Genomic DNA, 23,277 nt, shown 5'->3' on the forward strand with positions numbered 1-23,277 from the left:
ATGAAAAACCGAATTCAACAGCTTCTTATTCAACAAGTAGAGGCCGCCCCCTTGGCGGTCTTTCGCATTTTCTTTGGCATTATGATGTTGTTGAGCATTATCCGTTTCTGGAGTTATGGATGGATTGAAAAACTATATATCAAACCAAAGTTTTTCTTTTCTTACTACGGTTTCGAATGGGTTAAACCTTTTGGGCAATATACCTACCTATTATTTGTTATTTGTGCTTTAGCCGCAGTTTTCGTTGCCCTAGGTTATAAGTATAGATTGGCCATTATTATCTTCTTTATAACCTTTACTTATATAGAATTGATGGACAAGACCACCTATTTGAATCATTATTATTTTATTAGCCTTTTGTCCTTTTTAATGATATTTCTTCCTGCTAATGTTTATTATTCCTTGGATGCTTATAAGAATCCCAAAAAGGCGTTTCAATATGTTCCGGCATGGAGTATCAATAGCATTAAAGTTTTGTTAACCATTGTTTACTTTTATGCCGGTTTGGCCAAGCTAAATTCAGATTGGCTGGTGCACGCTATGCCCCTTAAAATATGGTTGCCCTCAAAGTTTGATATTCCTCTACTGGGTAATTTTATGCACTTGGAATGGGTACATTATGCTTTTAGTTATGGCGGTGCGCTATACGATTTGGCCATTCCTTTTTTGTTATTTTTTAGGCGAACAAGAACAGTAGCCTTCCTTTTTGTAGTTATTTTTCATATCCTCACCAGGGTCCTTTTTCCCATAGGAATGTTTCCATATATCATGATTGTTTCGGCCCTTATCTTTTTAGATTCAGGGTTGCACCGAAATATTCTAAGTGGCCTAAGTAAGGTGCTGAACGTAAATAACAATCATTTTGATACCCAACGGGTTTACAAACCTACTTCCTTGTTAAAAGTAAAAGCTGTAAAGGTCGTTTTAGGCTGTTTCTTTATCATACAATTGCTTCTTCCATTCCGATATTTTGCCTACCCTGGAGAGCTTTTCTGGACGGAGGAAGGGTATCGATTTTCATGGCGTGTAATGCTTATGGAAAAATCTGGCTATGCCCAATTCAAAGTAGTCGATGGTCAATCGGGTAAATGGTTTTATGTAGATAACACAGATTTCCTCTCGGCTTTTCAAGAAAAGCAAATGTCGTTTCAACCAGATTTTATTTTGGAATATGCCCACTTTTTGGAAAACCATTTTACCAAAGACGGTTTTAAGGACATAGCTATTTATGTGGATTGTCAGGTAGCATTGAATGGTAGGTTAAGCAACACCTTTATAGATCCAACTATAGATCTGACCCAACAAAAAGAATCATTTCAACATAAAACATGGATAAAACTTTTTAAAGATGAGATTAAAGGATTTTAATATTACCTTATGTTTACTTTTCTTTTTTCAATGGTCGCAAGCCCAATTTGCATTGAGGGGAACCATAAAAAACAACGAAAATAATGTTGTTCCAGATACAGAGGTGTATCTCAAGGAATTGGAAAAGTTCGCTAGGGCCAATTCGGATGGAAATTATGTCATCAATAATATTACCCCAGGGCGCTATCAACTTGTTGTATTCGCCTACGGATATAAGGTTTGGGAAGAAAAAGTTCAAATCTCGACAGACACTACCATAGACATTTTGCTGGAATCTTTATCCGAGGAACTCTCTGAAGTTGTGGTTACCCAACAGCGGGAAAGGATATTTGCTTTAAAACAATTAAAGAAGGTGGAGGGTACCGCCATCTATGCAGGCAAAAAGACAGAGGTAATACTTTTAGAAGGCTTAGTAGCTAATTTGGCGGCCAATAATGCCCGCCAGGTCTACGGGCAAGTAGTAGGACTAAACATCTATGATAATGGAGATGCAGGCTTACAGCTGAACATAGGCGGTAGGGGGTTGGATCCCAATCGTACGGCTAATTTTAACACCCGGCAAAATGGGTATGATATCAGTGCGGATGTTTTGGGATATCCCGAAAGTTATTACACGCCTCCGGCAGAAGCACTTCAGGAAATACAAGTGGTCCGGGGAGCGGCTTCATTGCAATATGGCACTCAGTTTGGTGGTTTGGTTAATTTTAAGTTCAAAACACCTGAACCAGATAAGAAAATAGCTTGGGTCAGTAGGCAGACCTTGGGCTCTTATGATCTAAGAACTAGTTTTAATAGTCTCAGTGGTACCCTGGGCAAGTTTAGCTACTACACCTATTTTAATTATAAGGAGGGAAATGGCTTTAGGGCCAATAGCAGTTTTGGCAGCCGTAATTACTTCGCCCACCTTGGGTATCAATTCAATAATAGGACAAAAGTAACTCTAGAGACCACGTTATTGAATTATTTGGCCCAACAGCCCGGTGGTTTGACGGATGCACAATTTTTGGAAGACCCTACCTTTAGTAACAGAACCCGAAATTGGTTCGATGTGGATTGGAAATTATTTTCCCTGAGGTTAGACCATGCTTTCTCCGATTACACTAATTTGAGCTTGAACCTTTTTGGTTTGAATGCCTCAAGGAAAGCTTTGGGATTTAGAACCAATCGTGTTTCCCAACCAGATGACCTTTCTGAACCAAGAGAGCTTTTGGTAGACAACTTTAGGAACTGGGGTGCCGAGTTGAGAGTATTGAGCCGCTATTCTTTGGGAGAAAACGAATCTGCTTTGTTGCTAGGAGGTAAAATCTATAATACGAATAATGACCAAAGACAAGGGCCTGGCAGCAATGCCTCTAATGCCGATTTTTCTTTTGCCGATGATACCTTTCCCAATTATGAAAGACAGGCTGCATTTGATTTCCCTAATTTTAACCTAGCCCTTTTTGGAGAAAATGTCTTCAATATAAGTGATGATTTTAATTTGACACCTGGTTTTCGTTTAGAACATATCAAAACTGAAAGCATAGGTAGTTATCGGAATGTTGTGCTGGATTTAGCTGGTAACCCATTATTGAATGAGGAGATAGCAGATAATCGCACTTTTGATAGAACCTTTTTATTGATGGGATTGGGAGCTTCTTATAAATTAAGTTCTTCTGGGGAACTTTATGGCAATTTTTCCCAGAATTACCGTTCGGTGACTTTCAGTGATATCAGGGTGGTAAATCCTTCCTTTCAAGTAGATCAGAACATTAGTGATGAGAAGGGTTTTACAGCAGATATTGGATTCCGTGGCAGACTAAAGGATAAATTATCTTACGATTTAGGTGCTTTTACATTGCTATATGACAATAGGCTGGGAGAGGTTTTGAAAAATGAGACACGTACCAATGCTCTAGGCGAAGAGGTAGAGACAGGACGTATTGTCCGTTTTAGGGGAAATATAGGCACGGCTTTGATGTACGGTTTTGAAGGTTTTGCAGATTGGAGCCTTAAGGAAACGTTTCTACCGAGTTTAACTAAAATGAAATTGAATTACTTTTTAAATCTCGCCTTGACAGCCTCAGAATACATTAGCTCAGAAGAAAACAATGTGGAGGGAAATCAAGTGGAATTTATACCTAAAGTAAACTTAAAAACAGGGTTTCGTTTTGGTTATGGAAATCTTTTGGGAAGCCTCCAATATTCTTATTTGTCCAATCAATTTACAGATGCCACCAACGCTCCCCAAGATGTGAATGACAATCAAAGGGGTATTGAGGGAGCTATTCCGGCTTACGATATATTGGATGCCTCTTTCTCTTACACGTTAAAAAAATGGCGTTTAGAGGCTGGTGTAAATAATGTTTTGAACAATACCTACTTCACCCGAAGGGCAACCGGATACCCAGGTCCTGGAATACTTCCGGCCGAGCCCCGAACAGCATATGTAACTTTACAATTAACGCTTTAATAGGATCCTATGAAAATATTCAAAAAAACATTGTTAGTTCTTTTGCTTGCCTTAGTGCTCATTCAATTTTATCGTCCCGAAAAGAATGTTGCCGAATATCGAGATGTAGCCTCTTTTGAAGCAGAGACCAAGCCAAGTTTAGAAATTAAGTCCATTTTAGAAAACAATTGTTATGATTGCCACACTAATAAGACAAAATATCCTTGGTATGCAGAAATTGCTCCAATTTCTTATGTAATAGCCGATCATGTGGAAGAAGGAAGCGAACATTTCAATGTTTCCAAATGGGAATCCTATAATCGCAAGAAAAAGGATCACAAATTGGATGAGTTGATGGAAGAGGTTGAGGAGGGGGAAATGCCAATAAAGGAGTATTCGCTTATCCATGGAGATATGACCAAGGAAGAAAAAGAAGCGTTGATAAATTGGGCAAAACAGGCACGCGAAAATTATTTGGTTGGAGATGATATTCAATAATATAACCAATAAAAATCATTACATTTGCACGCAATTATATATTTAGTTGCTATGCAAGCTCATCTTGACAAAATTATTGGAGAAGGATTGACCTACGATGACGTACTACTCGTCCCAGCATATTCCGAAGTTCTTCCCAGGGAAGTAAATATTCAAACGAAATTCACTAGAAATATTACGATTAATGTGCCCATTGTATCCGCTGCTATGGATACAGTAACAGAATCCAAAATGGCTATTGCTATGGCCCAAGAAGGAGGTATAGGCGTGCTGCATAAAAACATGAGTATAGAGCAGCAAGCCATGAAGGTGAGAAAAGTGAAGCGTGCCGAAAGTGGTATGATCATAGACCCGGTTACCCTGCCATTGAATTCTGTGGTTGGTGATGCGAAAGCGAACATGAAGGAACATAGTATTGGGGGTATTCCTATCATTGATGATAATGGTAAATTAATAGGTATCGTTACCAATAGGGATCTGCGTTTTGAGAAAGATAATGACAGGCCCATATCTGAAGTTATGACTTCAGAGAATTTGGTCACTGTGGCCGAAGGAACCAGCTTGGAACAAGCAGAGGATATTTTGCAGCAACATAAAATTGAAAAGTTACCCGTAGTCAATAAGGACTATAAATTGGTGGGATTAATTACCTTTAGGGATATTACAAAACTTACTCAAAAACCAATGGCCAATAAAGACCAATACGGTCGATTAAGGGTAGCTGCCGCCTTAGGGGTGACCGCTGACGCTGTAGAAAGAGCAGAGGCTTTGGTAAATGCAGGGGTGGATGCCGTTGTTATTGATACGGCACATGGGCACACCCAAGGTGTTGTTCGTGTTTTAAAAGAAGTAAAGAAGAGATTTCCAGATTTAGATGTTATCGTAGGTAACATTGCTACCGGGGAAGCCGCGAAATTTTTGGTTGCAGCAGGTGCTGATGCGGTAAAAGTTGGAATAGGACCTGGTTCTATATGTACAACTAGAGTAGTTGCTGGAGTTGGATTTCCTCAATTTTCAGCGGTATTGGAAGTCGCTGCAGCCATAAAGGGTAGTGGTGTTCCTGTAATTGCCGATGGTGGAATCAGATATACAGGAGATATTCCAAAAGCTATTGCTGCCGGTGCAGATTGCGTGATGTTGGGATCACTTTTGGCAGGAACAAAAGAATCTCCTGGAGAAACCATTATTTACGAAGGAAGAAAATTCAAATCTTACCGGGGCATGGGATCGGTAGAGGCCATGAAACAAGGAAGTAAGGATAGGTATTTTCAAGATGTAGAGGATGATATCAAAAAATTAGTTCCTGAAGGAATTGTAGGTCGTGTTCCTTACAAAGGGGATTTGTTTGAAAGCATTCACCAATTTGTAGGAGGTCTGCGCGCAGGAATGGGATATTGTGGTGCTAAGGATATTGCGACATTGCAGGAAACAGGTAGGTTTGTTAAAATCACGGCTAGTGGAATTAATGAGAGCCACCCACATGATGTTACGATTACAAAAGAATCTCCAAATTACAGTAGATAATTGAAATAGGAGCATTACATAAAAAAGAAAGCCCAAAACATTGTTTTGGGCTTTCTTTTTTATTTTTCAATTAATTATTTGCTTTGACCCGTATAGGTGTTCCAATCTTTTTCTTTATAAATATTGTCACCAAAATATTGGGCGATGTTTAAAAATGGCTCTGGCTTTTGGTATCCAGGAACTGGGGATAACATATTTAGTTGTTCGTCTAAGAAAATGGTAGTTGGATAACTTAATTTGCCCTGCATTAAAGCCGCTGCAAATTCGTGATACCCAGTTCTTCCCTGTGGGACAAACTTATATGTTTTACCTTTAAATTCAATAGGGTCTTTGCCTTCCCCATCCATCTTAACCATATAAAATGTCTTGGCCATATACGCTGCAACAGTGGGATTCTGAAAAGTATCCTTATCCATTTTTTTACACCATCCACACCAATCAGTATAGACATCTATGAAGATTTTCTTTGGTTTTTTATCGGTTTGTGCCTTTTTTACAGCTACATCCCAAGAAATCCATTCCACCTCTTGGGCCGTTATGGAAACCGAAAAAGATGCTACAGCTATGAATAGCAAGAGTTTGGCGTTAAAGAATTTATATAAGTTCATTCGAGTAATTTTTTGTCCTTATTCCAATAAGTATACCAAATGTAACGTAAATTACGAATGTTTATTTTACGGTAGCCTTTTCCTTTTTAGTATTGAAGATGTCTTTGGCATCTACTTGGTTCCTAATTAGGTCTTCAAAAGTTTCACGTTCTCTAATTAATATTGCCTTTCCTTTATGCCATAATACTTCAGCAGGTCTAAATCTGGAATTGTAGTTGCTTGCCATGGTATAGCAATAGGCTCCTGCATTTTTGAAGCACAAGATATCTCCTTCGGAGATCTCATTTATTCTACGGTTACTGGCAAAAGTATCTGTTTCACATATGTATCCCACAACAGAATAATAGCGTTCCCTTCCTTGTGGATTGGATATATTCAGAATAGAGTGTGTGGCTCCGTATAACATTGGACGTATCAAATGGTTGAATCCTGAATCAACACTGGCAAAAACAGTAGAAGTGGTTTGTTTTACCACATTTACCTTGGCCAAGAAATAACCAGCTTCGCTAACTAAAAATTTACCAGGTTCAAATGCTAAGGTCAATTCCTTTCCGTATTCTTTGCAAAATAGATTGAATTTTTCAGTTAATTTCTGTCCAAGTTCCTCAATGTTGGTTTCTATGTCCCCATCCTTGTAGGGAACTTTAAATCCACTTCCGAAATCTATAAAATCTAGATTTCTGAAGTTCTTTGCTGTTTCAAAAAGAATTTCAGAAGCGTATAAGAAGACATCAATATCCAAAATATCACTGCCTGTATGCATATGTATTCCGTTGATATTCATTTTAGTGAGATCAACAATTCTTAACAAATGAGGAATTTGATGAATACTGATGCCAAATTTGGAATCGATATGTCCAACAGAAATATTGGAGTTTCCTCCTGCCATCACATGTGGATTAATACGAATGCAAACAGGAATATTTGGGTGTTTGCTTCCAAACTGCTCCAAAATGGAAAGGTTGTCTATATTTATGCGGGCTCCTAACGCAGCTACCTCTTCGATCTCTTCCAAAGAAACACCGTTAGGCGTATAAATGATTGACTCGGGCTTAAACCCAGCTAGTAATCCCAGTTTTACCTCTTGTATGGAAACGGTGTCCAGACCACTGCCTAAACTGTTCATTAATCTTAGAATGGTAACGTTGGATAATGCCTTAGCGGCATAGTTTAGTTGCAAATGCTTAACACCCTTAAAGGCGTTTGTAAGTCTATTGAACTGGGATATGATTTTTTCTGAATCATAAACGTATACTGGATCTCCAAATGTTTTTGCTATATCTAATAAGTCGGAGTGCTTCATAACCTGAATATTTTGCACAAAGCTAATGTACTTCAAGGATGTGGACAAGAAATACAATAACTTTTTGAAAAATACAACAAATTGTTATATATATAACAATATAAAATAGCACTTTTTTTTGTCTCTGTAGCTTACAACCTTTATTTTTAATAAAAAATATTATGAAACTCCCAATGTTCCCACTGCAATCCGTTTTCTTCCCAGGTGAAAGAGTGGCCCTTCACATTTTTGAAGAACGGTACATGCAATTAATTCAAGATTGTTTGGCAGAGGCTATCAATTTTGGTATTCCCGTATATATAGATAATACCGTGGCCTATGGTACGGAGATGCAGTTGGTTGAAATTGTACACACATATCCCAATGGAGAAATGGATATTGTTTGTAATGCCAAAAGGGTGTTTAAAGTGATGACATTTGATGATGAGTTAGATGAAAAACTTTATGCAGGGGGAATTGTGTCATTTGTAGATTACGTGGAAGATGGACTGCCAATGCAGCGTGAGGCAGTAACAAATTTTATTAAGATACTGTACCAATTAATGGATATTCCTTTTGATCATATTTACAAGGGAGATCTATCCTTGTATAAACTCATCCATAAGATCGGCCTTACGTTGCAGCAAGAGTTTCACTTGTTGAAAATGACACATGAAAGCGAGAGGTTACTATATATAAGATCACATCTGACCACTACTACCGAGGTTTTGAAACAAGTAAACCAGATGAAAGATGTCATTGAGATGAACGGACATTTTAAAAATTTTGATCCCTTAGATTTTAAGGATTTTAAAATATAATACATCGATGTTTTCTTTTTCATTAGGGTAATTACCTAGGGTTTCCTATTTTTGCTGTTGAACAAAAAGATACCCTTTACATATGAATCTTCACGAATATCAAGGAAAAGAAATTTTAGCAAGTTTTGGTGTACGTATCCAACGTGGAATCGTGGCACACAATGCAGCGGAAGCCGTTGAGGCAGCAAAACAACTTACCGAGGAAACTGGTACAGGTTGGCATGTGATTAAAGCACAAGTGCACGCTGGTGGACGAGGTAAAGGTGGTGGTGTAAAACTTGCCAAAAACTTGAGAGAAGTAGAAGAAATAGCAGGAAAAATAATAGGGATGAACCTTGTTACTCCTCAAACCTCAGCAGAAGGTAAAAAAGTACACCAAGTATTGGTTGCAGAGGATGTTTACTATCCTGGAGCAAGTGAAACTTCTGAATTTTATGTATCCGTTCTTTTGAACAGAGGTACTGCAAGAAATATGATTATGTATTCTACCGAAGGTGGAATGGATATTGAAGAGGTAGCTGAAAAAACGCCTCACTTGATTTTTACAGAAGAAATAGATCCTGCTGTTGGCTTAATGCCATTTCAAGCTAGGAAAATAGCCTTTAATCTTGGGCTTTCTGGAAATGCTTTTAAGGAGATGACCAAATTTGTCACTTCTTTGTATAAAGCTTATGTGGAAAGTGACTCCAATATGTTTGAAATTAATCCAGTGCTTAAGACCTCTGATGATAAGATCATGGCTGTAGATGCCAAGCTGTCCATTGATGATAATGCATTGTACAGAAGAAAGCAGTACGCAGAGATGCGCGATTTAAGGGAAGAGAACCCTATCGAGGTTGAAGCTAGGGCTGTAGGCCTTAACTATGTTGATCTTGATGGAAATGTTGGATGTATGGTGAACGGTGCAGGTTTGGCAATGGCCACCATGGATTTAATTAAAATGGCCGGTGGTGAACCTGCTAACTTCTTGGATGTGGGAGGTACCGCAGATGCCAAACGTGTCGAGGAAGCTTTCCGTATCATTCTAAAGGATGACAATGTAAAAGCTATCCTAATCAATATCTTTGGAGGTATTGTTCGATGTGACAGGGTTGCACAAGGTATTGTAGATGCCTACAAGAATATGGGAGATTCGATAAAGGTGCCTATAATAGTTCGTTTACAAGGCACAAATGCAGAATTGGCTAAAGAAATCATAGATAATTCAGGATTGGCCGTAGATTCAGCGGTTCAGTTCCAAGAGGCGGCAGATAAGGTAAAAGCTGTTCTGGCATAAGTATTCTTTTTATAATATATTGAAGGGCCATGTTGTAAAACATGGCCCTTTTGTTGTTTTCAAGTTTTTTAATGCTATTATTTTCATTGCTTCTGATCTTGATTGAAATACAATTTTGATGTTCATTGAAATAAAATGACGGATATGTGTAACATTTTTTATTTAGGATCGTCTTTCTTTTAAATCATCATTAATCAATAATCAAAAAGTCATGAGAAAAATCAGTTTAATTTTGATAGCTGCAATGCTATTTTCCATCGGTAATGTTTTCGCGAATGATCCTAGCTTGGTATCCAATACCAATGTGGATCCAGAAAAAAAATTGACTCTTCAAATAGGAGAGTTGATGAAAGAAAATTCATTTGCCAATGAAGGATATGACCTGTTGGCTCAAGTACGGTTTACCTTGAATAAGGAAAGTGAAATTGTAGTTTTGTCGGTTGCTACTCAAGATGAACTCTTAGAGTCTTTCGTTAAGAGTAGATTGAATTATGAGAAAGTAAGTGTGAACGGCTTCGAGGAAGGTCAAATTTACGTCGTACAAGTAAGGATCAGTTAAGGACTTGTCAGTAGAATTAGCAAAAAAAGATCCTGAATTAATTCAGGATTTTTTTTTGTTTTTATACTTTACATAACTGATATCCGGAATGTTCTCTTTCTTCGGTCCTTTATAGGCAGGTTTTGAGGGGGGTTCTGGGATTGGTTTGGTCGGCTGGGATTCTACTGTTTTAGCGTTGTAAATGACTTCTTTGGGAATTTTTGGATTTTCCTTTGTTCCTCTAAGGTGTATCACCAGGCCATTTAGAAAATTACGCAATATTTGATCTCCGCATTCTACATATTTTGGGTGGTCCTCTTTTCGGAAAAGGGCGCCTATTTCGCTTTTTGAAATTTTAAAATCTACCAACTTCAAGATTTCAACTATTTCGTCATCACGGAGCATTAGTGCCACTCTGAGTTTCTTAAAGATGTCGTTATTGGTCATGAAATATTAATTTTTTGCAAGGTACTACAAATAAGTTTTATGGTGTTTGTCCAATAATATTTTGCTTTGTTTTATACGAAAGGCGTCATTTTTTTAGTTATGAAAGGTGTTGTTATTCAGTAAACTAGTTCTAAAACAGAAATGTATGAGCACTTTTGAAGAAAAATTGAGCATTCTCTCTGAAATGATAGCATTTGCAAGAGTAGACCATTCAGTTAAAACGGAAGAATATAATTTTTTACTTAACGTAGCAAATCAGTTAGGGGTAGATAAACAAACCTTTGATTCCTTGTTTGGTAAAACTGCTATGCCTGTATTTTTGAAGTCAGAGGCTGAAAGAATACTTCAGTTCCACAGATTAGTTTTGTTAATGAATGTAGATAGTTCCGATTCCTCCTTGGAAGTGGCTCTTTTGCACAATATAGGATTGGGAATGGGTTTGCCGCCATCCGCAATTGAACAAGTGCTTACTATCATGCATAGATATCCTGACAAAATTATTCCTCCAGAGATTCTCATTAACATATTTAAAATCCACTATAATTGATAAAAGCGACATTATGTCGCTTTTTGTTTGAGATAAAATGACAAAATGTCGTTTTTTATGTATTGGTACATATTTTGATTTTAGACTAAAAAAGCACTAAAAGTCTAATTAAAATATTGATAATCATGAGCACAATTAAAAGAAATAACCCACTTTTTCCTTCTTTAATGAATGAAATTTTTAAACCGGATTGGTTTGGAGGTTTAGACAATTACAACAGCGCAGTTCCAGCTGTGAACATTAAAGAAAGTGAGACTAATTTTGAGTTGGAATTAGCTGTTCCAGGTAGAAAGAAGGAAGATTTTAACATAGAAATGGAACACGATGTCCTTACTGTTTCTTCAGAGATCAAGCACGAAGAGAATGTGTCAGAAGAACAGTTCACAAGAAGAGAATTTACGTATTCTTCCTTTAAAAGGGCATTTACTTTGCCAGACACCGTTGATTCTGAGAATATTAATGCATCTTATAAAGATGGGATTTTGAAATTTATTCTTCCAAAAAAGGAAGAGGCCTTGCCAAAAGCAAAAAGAATGATTGAGATTGCTTAAATAACTTTAGGTTGGTTTAGTTAGTTTGTTTCTAAAGGCACCATGTTCATCCTTGGTGCCTTTTTAATTGTGAAAAGAGAACTGTTTAGAATAAGAAAGACAAGGAAATTGGTATGATTGATTAATTTCTTGAGTTATCCCTGTGTCTTTAATTATTCCTGTTCTTGTAGCATTTTTATCTCATCCCTTAATTTGGCTGCCTGCATAAAATCCAGTTCCTTGGCTGCTTTTTCCATGGCCTTTCTTTTGTCTCTAATGATTTGGTCCTTCTGCTCTGTAGTTATATATTTTAGATCTGGTTCTGCAGCCCTCATTTCTTCTTTTTCAAAATGGTAGGCAGAGACAGAGTTTTTTGTAAGAGCATTATCCAAACTTTTGTTCAGTGCCATGGGCACTAGGTTGTGTTCGGTATTGTAGGCTATTTGTTTTTCCCTTCTATAATTGGTTTCATCTATCGTTTTTTGCATACTGTTCGTAATCTTGTCTGCATACATAATAGCACGACCATTAAGATTTCTGGCTGCCCTTCCAACGGTCTGTGTTAAAGATCTAGCACTACGGAGGAATCCTTCTTTATCGGCATCTAGGATGGCTACTAAGGATACTTCAGGTAAATCCAATCCTTCCCTTAAAAGATTTACACCAATAAGTACATCAAAAACACCTTTACGCAGATCCTGCATGATTTCCACCCGTTCTAAAGTATCCACATCGCTATGGATATAGCGACATCTCACATTGATCCTGGTTAGGTATTTGGCTAGTTCCTCTGCCATACGTTTGGTCAATGTCGTCACTAAGGTCCTTTCATCTTTTTCTACCCGTAGTTGTATCTCTTCCACAAGATCATCGATCTGGTTTTGGCTGGGACGTATTTCAATAATTGGATCCAATAGCCCTGTAGGGCGAATGACCTGTTCTACATACACCCCTTGACTTAATTTTAACTCGTAGTCTGCTGGTGTGGCACTTACATAAATGGTCTGGTTCTGTAAGGCCTCAAATTCTTCAAATTTTAAAGGCCTGTTGTCCATGGCGGCAGGTAATCTAAATCCATAATCCACCAAGTTGACCTTTCTAGAGCGGTCCCCACCGTACATGGCATGTACCTGAGGTAAGGTAACGTGACTTTCATCTATCACCATTAAATAGTCATCAGGAAAATAATCTAGTAGGCAGAAAGGCCTGGTACCCGCTTGCCGTCCGTCCAAATATCGGGAGTAGTTTTCAATACCAGAGCAATAGCCCAATTCCCTGATCATCTCCAAATCAAAATTGGTTCGTTCTTCCAAGCGTTTGGCCTCCAGCGGTTTCCCAATTTCTTGGAAATAGGCGATCTGCTTCATGAGATCATCTTGGATCTGATGAATGGCATTCTGCAGGATATCAGGGGAGGTGACGAACATATTTGCAGGGTAAATATTTAGATTTTCATATACCTCCACCACCTTGTTCTTAAAAGGATCAAATGCTTCTATTTCCTCTATCTCATCACCAAAAAAGTGAATTCTAAAGGCGAAGTCTGCATAACTGGGGAATACATCTACAACATCTCCCTTTACCCTGAAATTACCGTTCCTGAAATCGGCTGTGGTTCTGGAATATAGACTCTGCACGAGTTGATGTAAAAATTTTGTCCTAGAAATAACCTGGTCCTTATGGATGGCAATAACATTTTTCTGAAATTCTACCGGGTTTCCTATACCGTACAAACAAGAGACTGAAGCCACTACCAAAACATCTCTACGACCTGAAAGTAGGGAGGAGGTAGTACTTAATCGCAGCTTTTCTATGTCTTCATTAATGGAGAGATCTTTTTCAATATAAGTACCAGAAGTAGGAATATATGCCTCTGGTTGATAATAATCGTAATACGAAACAAAGTACTCTACGGCATTCTCTGGAAAGAATTGTTTGAATTCCGAATACAGCTGGGCTGCCAAAGTTTTGTTATGTGCCAAAACCAAAGTAGGCTTTTGAACAGCTTCGACAACATTGGCAACAGTAAATGTTTTTCCAGATCCTGTTACCCCTAAAAGTGTTTGATACTGTTCTTTGGAATCAATTCCTTCTACCAATTCCTGTATGGCCTTGGGCTGATCTCCGGTAGGTTTAAATTCCGATACTACTTTGAATTTCATCTTGTAAAATTACGAAAGAAGGATGGTTAATTCTGTCGAAGAGAACTAATTTTAACGTATAGTTTGTAAGCTAAAGGATTTTTAAAAAACTTGCCTAAGAGAAAAGATTTTATCCAAATGTATTGAAAGGCTTTTCTTTTCCTAGAATTATAAATCTCGCTTTTTCAATAGGGCGTAGGATCCATATATAAAACAAGCGGTCCAGAACAGCACTATGAGTATTTCATACCAGTGCACTACATAGTCCATATTAAATTTCTCACCAATCTGTTTGGCCACAGATTGGACGGCACCCAGTCTGGAGAATGGTTCTTTTACTAAATTGGACATGGATTCCAAAGGAAGAAAATCCATTACTTTATCGGATGCATCTTTGCCGATAAGTCCCCAAACGAGAAAACGGATTCCTAAATTTTCAAAAATAGCCCAGAGAATTAAAAAGCCTAAGGCGAAGGCAGACCGTTTCACTAAAATGCCTAAAAAGAGACAAAAGGAAAAGAAGCCTACTAATTTTATAAAAAAGGCAAATAAATATTCTAACTCTGAAAAAATGATAGAAACTTCATTATAATCTGAATAGACGAGACCCAAAATCAAAGATACCACAAAGACAAAAATGGTAGAAACTAGAGAAAAGGAAATAACCGTTAAGAATTTTGATAGTACAAACTCTTTTTTAGAGAGCCCGTCGATAAGGTTTTGTTTGATTGTTTTGTTGCTATATTCATTCGCCATCATCGACACTATGACTATAGCTAGGAATAATTTAAAGATGGCGGTGATATAAGTGTTGAAATGCCAGATATATGGAAAATTGAAGATTCCCTGTTCTGCCAGATGAAACTTAACCGGACCAATATCAAATTTTACTGCTGCTATTAACGCAATGGAGGTAAGAAGTATAAAATAGGAAATGATCAGAGCCTTACTGGCTCTATTGTTCCACAGTTTAATAAATTCTATTTCTAACAATCTTTTCATAATCAAGTCAGTTGATTTAATGCAAATGGTAGTTGGTGTTTTTTCTTTACTTGGTATTGGCTAACGCTGGTGTGTTTTTTGTTAAGGCTAAAAACTGTTCCTCAAGGCTTTCTTTTCTTTTTACCATATGGGACAGCACAATACCTTTTTTGAAAAGTTGTTTGTTCAGTTCTTCGGGAGCAAGATCTTCAGATAGAAATGCAGTGATTAAGCCATTTTCTTCTTTAATAGCGTTAAAATGGGAATCTAGTCTTAAATAATCATTCAAGGCTTTTAAGTCAGTTGTTTTAAGCTCAAAAAAGCCATGACTTCCCAACATACCGTCCACAGGTCCTGAATATAGCTTTTCTCCCTTTCTTAGGATGACAACATGGCTGCAAACCTTTTCAACTTCATCTAACAAATGTGACGCTAATAGGATGGTGGTTCCTTGAGAAGCTATTTCTTTGATGATTTGTCTTATTTGATGTATCCCTTGGGGGTCTAAACCATTCGTAGGTTCATCCAATATTAATATTTCTGGATCATTCAAAAGGGCCGAAGCAATCGCTAAGCGTTGTTTCATACCTAAGGAATAGGTTTGGAACTTGCTGTTTTTTCGATCTAAGAGACCTACCATTTCAAGTTTTTCCTCTATTTTATCCGTGCTGACATTTTTTATTCTACACACCAGCTTTAGGTTTTGAGCTGCCGTCATGTACGGATAAAAATTTGGACGCTCTATGATTGCCCCAACCTTCTTTAGGGCGTCATGTGTGGAAACACCTCCGTTGAACCATTCAAAAGAACCGCTGGATTTATTAACAACGTTTAATACAATTCCCAAGGTTGTTGATTTTCCGCTTCCATTGGGGCCTAAAATTCCGTAAACATTTCCTTTTTCAATGGTAAATGATAGGTCGTTTACAGCGGTGAGATGTCCAAATTTTTTTGTCAAATGGCTTACAGAGAGTATGGTTTCCAAAATCGGTTTGGTTTTTGCATTGTTTATAGTAACTTGACGAAGAAATCCCTAATTTGTTACAATAAAACATCCCTAAAAATTATAAGCCTAGTATGTCGGAACGATTAATGTCAAAGAAGAAGCCAGCTTTTCCCATATGTGATAAGTTAGATGCCTATTTACATCACTATAGTAGAAAAATAGAAATCCCTATTTTTTACGACGATCTATTGCGCTTCAATGGATCTGTTGTGGTTTATGATAAAAACGAGGTGGATACTTTGTGGATTAGGGTTTACTACTCGGAGTACGAACGTCAAGAAATAGATTTAAGTTTAAAAAAAGTCTATTCCATTCTGCATTCAGATGGGAATGAGAATATTATGCAATATTTAAATGTGGACGGGGTCGACTATTGTACGTTTGGGAATTCTAAGCCATTTCGTATAAAAATTAGGAATATACTAAATGATAATTTCACGTATTTCTACATAAAGAAAACGGATGCCTCTAGAGTTTATGGCTTGGAATTAGAGCATATGCTATCCCCTTATAATCTCAATTTTTTAGTGTATAAGGATACGTTGATAGAAGAACATATAGCTGGGATTCCAGGAGATGTATTTATCAAGGAAATGTTGCCAAATTGTACAGAATCCGAGAAGGCTCAATTGGCGAAGGAATTTGTGAAATTCAATGAAAGATGCATGATTCGTCTGCTTGGAGATATGCGTTCTTACAATTATGTGATCGTGCCTACCCATGATTTTGATCACGTGGTTTATAAGATTAGGGCAATAGACTTTGATCAGCAGTGTTTTGAAGGAAAACTGAAAGTTTATCGTCCACAATTTTTTAAAGAAAATTTTGAGATGGTAGAAATGGTGCGTAAGAAATTACAGAATCACTCTATAGATCAATATAAAATAGAGGAACGCTCCATTGTGGCAAAAAGGATACTTAGTTCTGGGAAAAGAATTAAAAAACTGGTGGCCATCTGCAAGACGGATAAGATTTCCAACCCGGAAAATGTAAAGATGTTGCGTGAACAAATCTATGAAATCACGTATGATCCAAAGTTAAAATCATGCAGAACCATGGGGCAGGTGCTGAGTAATGCATTGGAATTTGTCAAAAGAAATTATGAAGATGTAAGTATGAAACAGATATTGGAAAACAGAATACGAGTGTAGAAATTCTGAATTAAATAAAGTTTGCATAAATAACAGAAAGGGTGCCTACTAAGTAGGCACCCTTTCTGTTATTTAAAATATACCTAGATAAAATCTCCTAACTTTTTTGTTCTTTATTGAAATAAACCAAATAGTAGTACATCTGTCGTTCTTCATCCCAACCTTTTTCAACAAATTTCTCAGCCGACTCAGGGTTGATAAAATCTAATTTTATTTGGATATTGGTATCTAGATTGATTACATTTTTAATTTTCCTTCTCGCATCTGAAACGGCCTTATTTGCAATATCAAAATTAGATACATCTTCTATACTGTATTTAGGTCCTTTCTCTACTTTATAGTTTTTGAACTCTGGTATAAGATCTGGGTTACCCATTACTTCATTCAAGAAATTAGTTTCTTCAAAAGCATCATTTTTTGCAAAATGGTTTACTGCTCTATTCATAAACAGAACCTCTTGTTGTTTGTCCTCGGCTGGTAACACAACATCCTTGGCGAAATTCTGACAAAATTTTAAATAGTTTTTAGTCTTAAAATTATCATCGGACAAGGGCTCTACACCCAAGAAGTTTTCTAGCCAATATTTAGTGTCATACCTATTGCTGTCTACTGAGAGAATTTTAAAGCCTTCCTCTTTTTCTGTATTGAAAATAAGACATCCTTTGTCTAACTTGTTGATGTTGATTCCTTGTTGTATGATAATATCTAAATTGTTCCCCTTTTCTTCAAATTGAAGGAAATCGTTTTTCAGCTCACTTTTAAAAACCCCAATGGCATGTACCTTTTTATTATCTAAAAGTAAATCGGTCAGGTAGGCAATATAAATTTCTCCGCTCTTTATATGTGGGTGATTTGATTGTTCAAACAGATAGGTGGCAATCTTTTTAGAATTGGCATGTGCACAGCTAGGATCATTAAAAACTTCGGAAATAATTTTATAAATTTCATTGAATTCCAAATCCACCTCATCCCTGAACTTAAAATAGTTTTCTTCTTTTTCCCTAAAAGGCTTAAAGAAATATTCCTTTAAAAGACCTGTAGTTTCATCATTCAGGGCAAAAGGTTCTGATGACAAAAAAACCCCTTCTCCTTTGTTCTTATTTCCAACACGGTGCAAGGAGATGCTCTCAATTTGGGTAGCGTATAGATTAATCATATGTTGTCTATATAGAAGTAGTTTATTCCTCTAATTAAGGAAAGGTATGTATTAAGTCAGTGATTGTATTTATTATTTTGGAAAAGGATTAAAACTTAGTTCCAATTTTCATCAAAATCCAAATCTTCATAATTGTCTAGGGTGTCATCAAAATCGAACATTGGATCAGATTCAAAATTCTTCTCTGGAGGGGAATCAGGTAATTCACCAAAACTGAACAACACATTTGGATAGGCCCTACCATCTTCTTTTTCTACGATATCGGCCAATTCAACAAAAAAGGTCCACATGCTTAAAAAGTCATAGACATAAATTAGTTTAGGCGTGTTTTCTGTAAGTAGATTCTCTATCTGTGTTTCTTGCATGGAACGCAATTCAGAACCATCGTCTCCCATATCAGAAAGTGCAATTTCCTCTTCTTGGTTCCATTCATCATCGCAGGTGTAAAAGGAGGCCATTTCACTACCCAAAAACCCAAAGGATTGGGTTATGGTATTGTGAAATTCTTCAAGTGTTCTATTTCCTTCTATTTCGATATCCCTAAAGACATCATCTTCCGCATCTAGAATTACTCGTATCTTATAAATCATTATAATAGCTTTTAACAAAGGGCAAAGTTACAAAGTTTTCAACGTTTTACCTGCTTTTGTTGCTTCCAAAACCAAATAGAATTGTACCCCGGACAAAAGGGCAGCTAACATTAAGTGGATGGGTTGACTTCCAAAAGGGAAATCTACATATACCATGAGGATCCCAGAAAAAACCTCTAATAATATGAGAGCCATGACCCAAGTGATTTTTGGATATCCGAGTTTTAAGTTAAATACGCGATAGATTATAAACGCATTAAGAAGAACCACCAAGATAGAAAATGACCGGTGTATATAAAATATAAGAGTGGGATCCTGAAGCCACAAATCCTTGGCAGACTCGCCAAAAACATCTATTTGTTCATCCACAAATTGTCTTACCTGTGTTCCCATAATAATTTGTACCATCGTAATGCCTAATGCTAACGCCAAAAGTTTTGTCAAGGTCTTATTAGCCTTATTATTGTTTATTTTGGTTCCTGAAATATGAATAAGATAGAGTAGTGCTGCCACAATAACTAATGCCATTACCATATGAATCGTAATTTTTGATGGTAGCAATACAGAATATACAACTGTGGCTCCAAGCCAGGCCTGAAATCCCATTCCAAATACAACAAGCCATGATAAAATTGGGACTAATTTGTTTTTTTTCCAATGGCTAAAAGAAATTGCGGCCAGGACTAGTGTCGCTAATCCGGCCAAAGCACCCAAAAGTCTGTTGATGAATTCTATCCAAGTATGTAAGGGGTTAAAAATGGCATAATCGTGTTTTGTGTATGTCTCCCAATTATTTTCAGTGTACCTATTTGGCGTTTTAAAATCGTCTTTTGCTACCTTTAAATTTTCGTTCACAATAATGACCTGACCTTTTTTGAAAACCTTATAGGGTTGCCATTGAAGATCTATACTATTTGTTGGAGGAATGTAATATCCAAAACATTTTGGCCAATCTGGACAACCCATTCCACTACCCGTCATGCGTACAACTGTACCGGCTATGATGACCAAATAAACCAAGGCCAAGGCTATTTTTGCTATTTTTCTAAAATACTTGTGCATAGTAACAATTAAGAATGTACAAAATTACTATAGTTTTGTTTGTTGTTTAATATTATTATGTTATTATTCAACAAAAATTTCAATAAAGAAAACAAGAAAGACTTACTGTAGGGTTATTGTATTACCCATTCTTTAGGCCCATCTTCTTGCCTTTTTGAATCATAAATAGTTTAGCAGCCTCATATTCATTTGGGATTTCTCCTTCTAGGATGGCTTCCTTAATGGCATCTTTAATGGTTCCAATTTCTTTCGAAGGTTTGAGTCCAAAAGTTTCCATAATTTCCTCTCCACTTACCGGGGGTTGAAAATTTCGTACGTGGTCTCGTTCTTCAACTTCTACTATTTTTTGACGTACAATTTTAAAATTATTCTTATACTGTTTTTGTTTCTTAGGATTTTTGGTTGTGATATCGGCTTCACATAGGGTCATAAGATCCTCAACATGATCACCGGCATCAAAAACAAGGCGGCGTACGGCTGAATCGGTTACAAAGTCTTCTGAAAGCACAATAGGTCTAGAACTCATTAGAACCATTTTTTGAACAAATTTCATTTTATCGTTCAAAGGAAGACGTAACCTTTTGAATAATTTATAGGTCATTTTAGATCCGACAAACTCGTGCCCGTGAAAGGTCCACCCAACTTTTTTATCGAATTTTTTTGTTGGTGCCTTTCCAATATCATGTAATAGCGCAGCCCATCGTAACCAAACATTATCGGTATGCTTGGAAATATTGTCCACAACCTCTAGGGTATGCCAAAAGTTATCTTTGTGGCGCTGGCCCTCAATTTCTTCAATCCCTTGAAGGGCAGTTAATTCGGGTAGGATATATTCCATTAACCCTGTCTTGTGCAAGAGACCAAGTCCTAATGAAGGGGTTGAGCTCGAAAGAATTTTGTTGAGTTCGTCAACAATACGCTCTTTTGAAATAATCAGAATACGCTCTTTGTTTTCCTCAATGGCATTTAAGGATTCTGGATAGATCGTAAATTTTAGCTGAGAGGCAAATCTGATAGCACGCATCATACGAAGAGGATCATCGGAATAGGTGATATCGGGATCAAGAGGGGTACGTATCAACTTGTTTTCCAAATCTAAAACACCTTCAAACGGGTCTAATAAAGTACCGTAATCATCCTCATTTAAGGAAATAGCCAAGGCATTTATAGTAAAATCTCGTCTTTTTTGATCGTCTTCTAGAGTTCCATCCTCTACAACAGGTTTTCTACTGTCGTGATGATAACTTTCCTTTCTGGCACCTACAAACTCTAATTCAATGCCATTATTTTTTATCATTGCCGTCCCAAAATTTTTGAAAACGGTAATCTCTGGTTTTCCAGACAATTTACTTGCTACTTTTTTTGCCAGCTCTATGCCACTTCCAACTGCAACGATATCTATGTCTTTGGGAGTTCCTCGTTGTAGAAGATAGTCCCTCACATATCCTCCAATGACATAACATTTGATGTCTAATTCTTTGGCAGCTTCAGCTAAAACGTTAAATATGGGGTCTTGTAATGCTTTTCTGTGGTTCTGATGCGTCATTTTATTCTCGGATCACTTTTACAATTCCATCATTGCCGAGTTTAATTATGGATGAGGGAGTGCTTTTCTCTTTATCGCGGACCAAATTTACTACATAGTCAACACCTTTTAAAATCTCAGGGCTTATTTCTTTGAAACTTGTAGGGATGGGTTCGCCTGCAAGATTTGCAGAGGTAGAAACTAATGGTTTTTTTAATTTTTGAATAAGGTATTGGCAGAACTTGTCCGATGCTACGCGAATGGCTAAGGTATCATCTTCGGCAACGAGGTTTTTTGCCACTCCTTTAGGATGGTCATACACGATGGTGGTGGGCTTGGTAGCTAAATCTATGATATCATAAGCAACATCGGGTACTTTTTGAATGTGTTGCTCTAGCATAAAGTCATTGGATACCAAACAGATCATCGTTTTGGTATTAGCTCTTTTCTTTAAAGCATATATTTTTGAGACCGCCTCGGCATTGGTGGCATCGCAACCAATGCCCCAAATGGTATCAGTTGGGTAAACGATTATGCCACCATTGGCAAGTACTTCTAAACATTTATTTAATTCATCTCCGAAATTTTCAGAAGGAGTTGTTTTTGTAGCCATTATTTTTGGGATTGTTTTTTTTGAGTTAATTAGTTAATATGTTTTAAATAGTTATCTTTTTGAAAGGTATAGTCCCACTTAGGGTTTTTATAAATACTTTTTTTCAAAAGTCTATCTTCTAATAAATCGTTTATAATTTTTTCTAGGTCCGCCTTATCATTATAGAAAATGGAGTTTTCTTCTAAGTCGCTTATAACTTTAAATTTAATATGGCTTAAGAGAGGCTTTCTATATGAAAATGCCAGATTATAGGCGCCGGTGATTTTATATTTGAGATAACTATCAGTTTTTATATCTACTGGAGACATAATATAATCTGAATTAGCGATGAAAGAATGAAATTTTTCATTTTCTATGAACGAATCAAATAGTATAAAATTTTCCTTCAATTTTAATTCTTCTATTCTTGTGAAAAATTGAATGACTTCTTCTTTTGTTTTGTTTGCCTTTCCCAGAATAATGAACTTGACCCGGCCATCGTTTATGTTTTGTGCTACATCAATTAGCAAATCATAATCTCTTCTTTTGTAATCAAGTTCACCTGGAATACAAATCCAGAGGTCCTCCTTACAAGCTTTTAATTTTTGAATTTCATGAGTTGGAAAAAATATTGGATAATAGCTTTCAAAGGAAATAGTTTGATCTTTAGTTGGTATTACATCCAAAAGAAAATCATTAATCACAAAATACTTTTTAATATTTTGGCTGATTAGTTTTTGTGAAAAACTATGATTTAATTTTTTTAGATTGTGAATGGTTCCATAACATTTCACACCCTTTTTAGAGAGTAGGTAAGTTAATAGAATGATTTCTTTTCTGGAACTAGCCGTATTAAAAATCACTTTCTTGAAATTTTCCCTTACCAAAAATTTGTATAGCTTAGCAAACTGTTGAATGTTCTTTAAAAATGAATTGGATGAATCAAAATTATAGATTTCCAAATGATCTATAAGCAATTCGTATGATGAGATCTGATTGCGTAGTTTTGGATGAATGACTAGTGTGATGCAATAATCCGCATCCTTTAAAAATTTCACCTGGCTGTAAATGCATTCCTCATGTGAGGTAGTCAATTCAATTAAGGCAATGTTCTTGGACATTGAAAAGTAGTTATTTGTCGTTATTTTATGCTTATTTTGATAGGCATTACCATGTTCCAAAGTTATCAAAATTAAGTAGTAT

Annotated in this window: 22 protein-coding genes; 10 read left to right on the forward strand and 12 right to left on the reverse strand. The window is 36.7% G+C overall.

Annotated features, from left to right (window positions below; translation table 11 throughout):
• Genes ABXZ36_RS05685 through guaB form a run of 4 tightly spaced genes read left to right on the forward strand, consistent with a single transcriptional unit; the run spans position 1 to position 5,821 of the window.
• Positions 1-1,368 carry an HTTM domain-containing protein gene (locus ABXZ36_RS05685; RefSeq protein WP_354614522.1) on the forward strand — a complete coding sequence of 456 codons (1,368 nt, stop codon included), beginning with the start codon at positions 1-3 and terminating at the stop codon, positions 1,366-1,368.
• Complete coding sequence (locus tag ABXZ36_RS05690; protein ID WP_354614523.1) at positions 1,349-3,820, forward strand: TonB-dependent receptor domain-containing protein; 2,472 nt, start codon at positions 1,349-1,351, stop codon at positions 3,818-3,820. Before ABXZ36_RS05685 ends, ABXZ36_RS05690 begins: the two co-directional genes overlap by 20 nt.
• 9 nt (positions 3,821-3,829) lie before the next feature.
• Positions 3,830-4,297, forward strand: coding sequence for a heme-binding domain-containing protein (locus tag ABXZ36_RS05695; protein WP_354614524.1), 468 nt, complete (start codon positions 3,830-3,832; stop codon positions 4,295-4,297).
• A 51-nt stretch (positions 4,298-4,348) separates the two neighbouring features.
• On the forward strand, positions 4,349-5,821 hold the full coding sequence (gene guaB / locus ABXZ36_RS05700; protein ID WP_354614719.1) for an IMP dehydrogenase: 1,473 nt from the start codon (positions 4,349-4,351) through the stop codon (positions 5,819-5,821).
• Between the two features lie 74 nt (positions 5,822-5,895).
• On the opposite strand, the gene ABXZ36_RS05705 is transcribed toward guaB, so the two are convergent.
• Positions 5,896-6,429, reverse strand: coding sequence for a thioredoxin family protein (locus ABXZ36_RS05705; protein ID WP_354614525.1), 534 nt, complete (start codon positions 6,427-6,429; stop codon positions 5,896-5,898).
• Positions 6,430-6,490: 61 nt separating this feature from the next.
• The gene (gene lysA, locus ABXZ36_RS05710; protein ID WP_354614526.1) at positions 6,491-7,732 is read right to left on the reverse strand and encodes a diaminopimelate decarboxylase; all 1,242 of its coding nucleotides are present in this window, start codon (positions 7,730-7,732) and stop codon (positions 6,491-6,493) included.
• 161 nt (positions 7,733-7,893) lie between these two features.
• Here lysA and ABXZ36_RS05715 point away from each other — a divergent pair, with 161 nt between their 5' ends.
• The 3 genes from ABXZ36_RS05715 to ABXZ36_RS05725 all read left to right on the forward strand — a co-directional run bounded on the left by ABXZ36_RS05715 (position 7,894) and on the right by ABXZ36_RS05725 (position 10,367).
• Positions 7,894-8,532: an LON peptidase substrate-binding domain-containing protein gene (locus tag ABXZ36_RS05715; RefSeq protein WP_354614527.1), complete on the forward strand. Its 639-nt coding sequence runs from the start codon at positions 7,894-7,896 to the stop codon at positions 8,530-8,532.
• Positions 8,533-8,614: 82 nt separating this feature from the next.
• On the forward strand, positions 8,615-9,808 hold the full coding sequence (gene sucC / locus ABXZ36_RS05720; protein WP_354614528.1) for an ADP-forming succinate--CoA ligase subunit beta: 1,194 nt from the start codon (positions 8,615-8,617) through the stop codon (positions 9,806-9,808).
• A 211-nt stretch (positions 9,809-10,019) separates the two neighbouring features.
• Positions 10,020-10,367 carry a hypothetical protein gene (locus tag ABXZ36_RS05725; protein ID WP_354614529.1) on the forward strand — a complete coding sequence of 116 codons (348 nt, stop codon included), beginning with the start codon at positions 10,020-10,022 and terminating at the stop codon, positions 10,365-10,367.
• A 42-nt stretch (positions 10,368-10,409) separates the two neighbouring features.
• Here the strand turns inward: ABXZ36_RS05725 and ABXZ36_RS05730 are convergent, their stop codons facing one another.
• Positions 10,410-10,793, reverse strand: a complete 384-nt coding sequence (locus ABXZ36_RS05730) for a DUF1456 family protein (protein WP_354614530.1) — start codon at positions 10,791-10,793, stop codon at positions 10,410-10,412.
• A 145-nt stretch (positions 10,794-10,938) separates the two neighbouring features.
• On the opposite strand from ABXZ36_RS05730, the gene ABXZ36_RS05735 reads away from it, so the two are divergent.
• Together ABXZ36_RS05735 and ABXZ36_RS05740 are read left to right on the forward strand one after the other, a co-directional pair.
• Positions 10,939-11,340 carry a TerB family tellurite resistance protein gene (locus ABXZ36_RS05735; protein WP_354614531.1) on the forward strand — a complete coding sequence of 134 codons (402 nt, stop codon included), beginning with the start codon at positions 10,939-10,941 and terminating at the stop codon, positions 11,338-11,340.
• A gap of 125 nt (positions 11,341-11,465) precedes the next feature.
• Positions 11,466-11,891: an Hsp20/alpha crystallin family protein gene (locus tag ABXZ36_RS05740; protein WP_354614532.1), complete on the forward strand. Its 426-nt coding sequence runs from the start codon at positions 11,466-11,468 to the stop codon at positions 11,889-11,891.
• A 152-nt stretch (positions 11,892-12,043) separates the two neighbouring features.
• On the opposite strand, the gene uvrB is transcribed toward ABXZ36_RS05740, so the two are convergent.
• From uvrB to ABXZ36_RS05755, 3 genes are all read right to left on the reverse strand, one after another.
• Positions 12,044-14,032 (reverse strand): excinuclease ABC subunit UvrB, encoded by a 1,989-nt coding sequence (uvrB, locus tag ABXZ36_RS05745; protein ID WP_354614533.1) that lies wholly within the window; start codon positions 14,030-14,032, stop codon positions 12,044-12,046.
• A gap of 147 nt (positions 14,033-14,179) precedes the next feature.
• Positions 14,180-15,013: an ABC transporter permease gene (locus ABXZ36_RS05750; RefSeq protein ID WP_354614534.1), complete on the reverse strand. Its 834-nt coding sequence runs from the start codon at positions 15,011-15,013 to the stop codon at positions 14,180-14,182.
• Between the two features lie 46 nt (positions 15,014-15,059).
• Positions 15,060-15,977 carry an ABC transporter ATP-binding protein gene (locus tag ABXZ36_RS05755; RefSeq protein WP_354614535.1) on the reverse strand — a complete coding sequence of 306 codons (918 nt, stop codon included), beginning with the start codon at positions 15,975-15,977 and terminating at the stop codon, positions 15,060-15,062.
• A 92-nt stretch (positions 15,978-16,069) separates the two neighbouring features.
• On the opposite strand from ABXZ36_RS05755, the gene ABXZ36_RS05760 reads away from it, so the two are divergent.
• Positions 16,070-17,149: a hypothetical protein gene (locus ABXZ36_RS05760; protein ID WP_354614536.1), complete on the forward strand. Its 1,080-nt coding sequence runs from the start codon at positions 16,070-16,072 to the stop codon at positions 17,147-17,149.
• Between the two features lie 97 nt (positions 17,150-17,246).
• Here the strand turns inward: ABXZ36_RS05760 and ABXZ36_RS05765 are convergent, their stop codons facing one another.
• The 6 genes from ABXZ36_RS05765 to ABXZ36_RS05790 all read right to left on the reverse strand — a co-directional run bounded on the left by ABXZ36_RS05765 (position 17,247) and on the right by ABXZ36_RS05790 (position 23,195).
• The gene (locus tag ABXZ36_RS05765; protein WP_354614537.1) at positions 17,247-18,305 is read right to left on the reverse strand and encodes a nucleoid-associated protein; all 1,059 of its coding nucleotides are present in this window, start codon (positions 18,303-18,305) and stop codon (positions 17,247-17,249) included.
• Positions 18,306-18,400: 95 nt separating this feature from the next.
• Positions 18,401-18,895, reverse strand: a complete 495-nt coding sequence (locus tag ABXZ36_RS05770) for an IS1096 element passenger TnpR family protein (protein ID WP_354614538.1) — start codon at positions 18,893-18,895, stop codon at positions 18,401-18,403.
• A gap of 27 nt (positions 18,896-18,922) precedes the next feature.
• Positions 18,923-19,957 carry a COX15/CtaA family protein gene (locus ABXZ36_RS05775; RefSeq protein WP_354614539.1) on the reverse strand — a complete coding sequence of 345 codons (1,035 nt, stop codon included), beginning with the start codon at positions 19,955-19,957 and terminating at the stop codon, positions 18,923-18,925.
• A gap of 121 nt (positions 19,958-20,078) precedes the next feature.
• Complete coding sequence (locus ABXZ36_RS05780) at positions 20,079-21,503, reverse strand: CCA tRNA nucleotidyltransferase (protein WP_354614540.1); 1,425 nt, start codon at positions 21,501-21,503, stop codon at positions 20,079-20,081.
• A gap of 1 nt (position 21,504) precedes the next feature.
• Entirely contained in the window at positions 21,505-22,095 is a 591-nt protein-coding gene (locus tag ABXZ36_RS05785) for an L-threonylcarbamoyladenylate synthase (RefSeq protein WP_354614541.1), read from the reverse strand.
• A 29-nt stretch (positions 22,096-22,124) separates the two neighbouring features.
• Entirely contained in the window at positions 22,125-23,195 is a 1,071-nt protein-coding gene (locus tag ABXZ36_RS05790) for a hypothetical protein (protein WP_354614542.1), read from the reverse strand.
• Positions 23,196-23,277 lie beyond the last annotated feature (82 nt).

The sequence above is a fragment of the Sediminicola arcticus genome (genome assembly GCF_040566695.1).
GTDB lineage: Bacteria > Bacteroidota > Bacteroidia > Flavobacteriales > Flavobacteriaceae > Sediminicola > Sediminicola arcticus.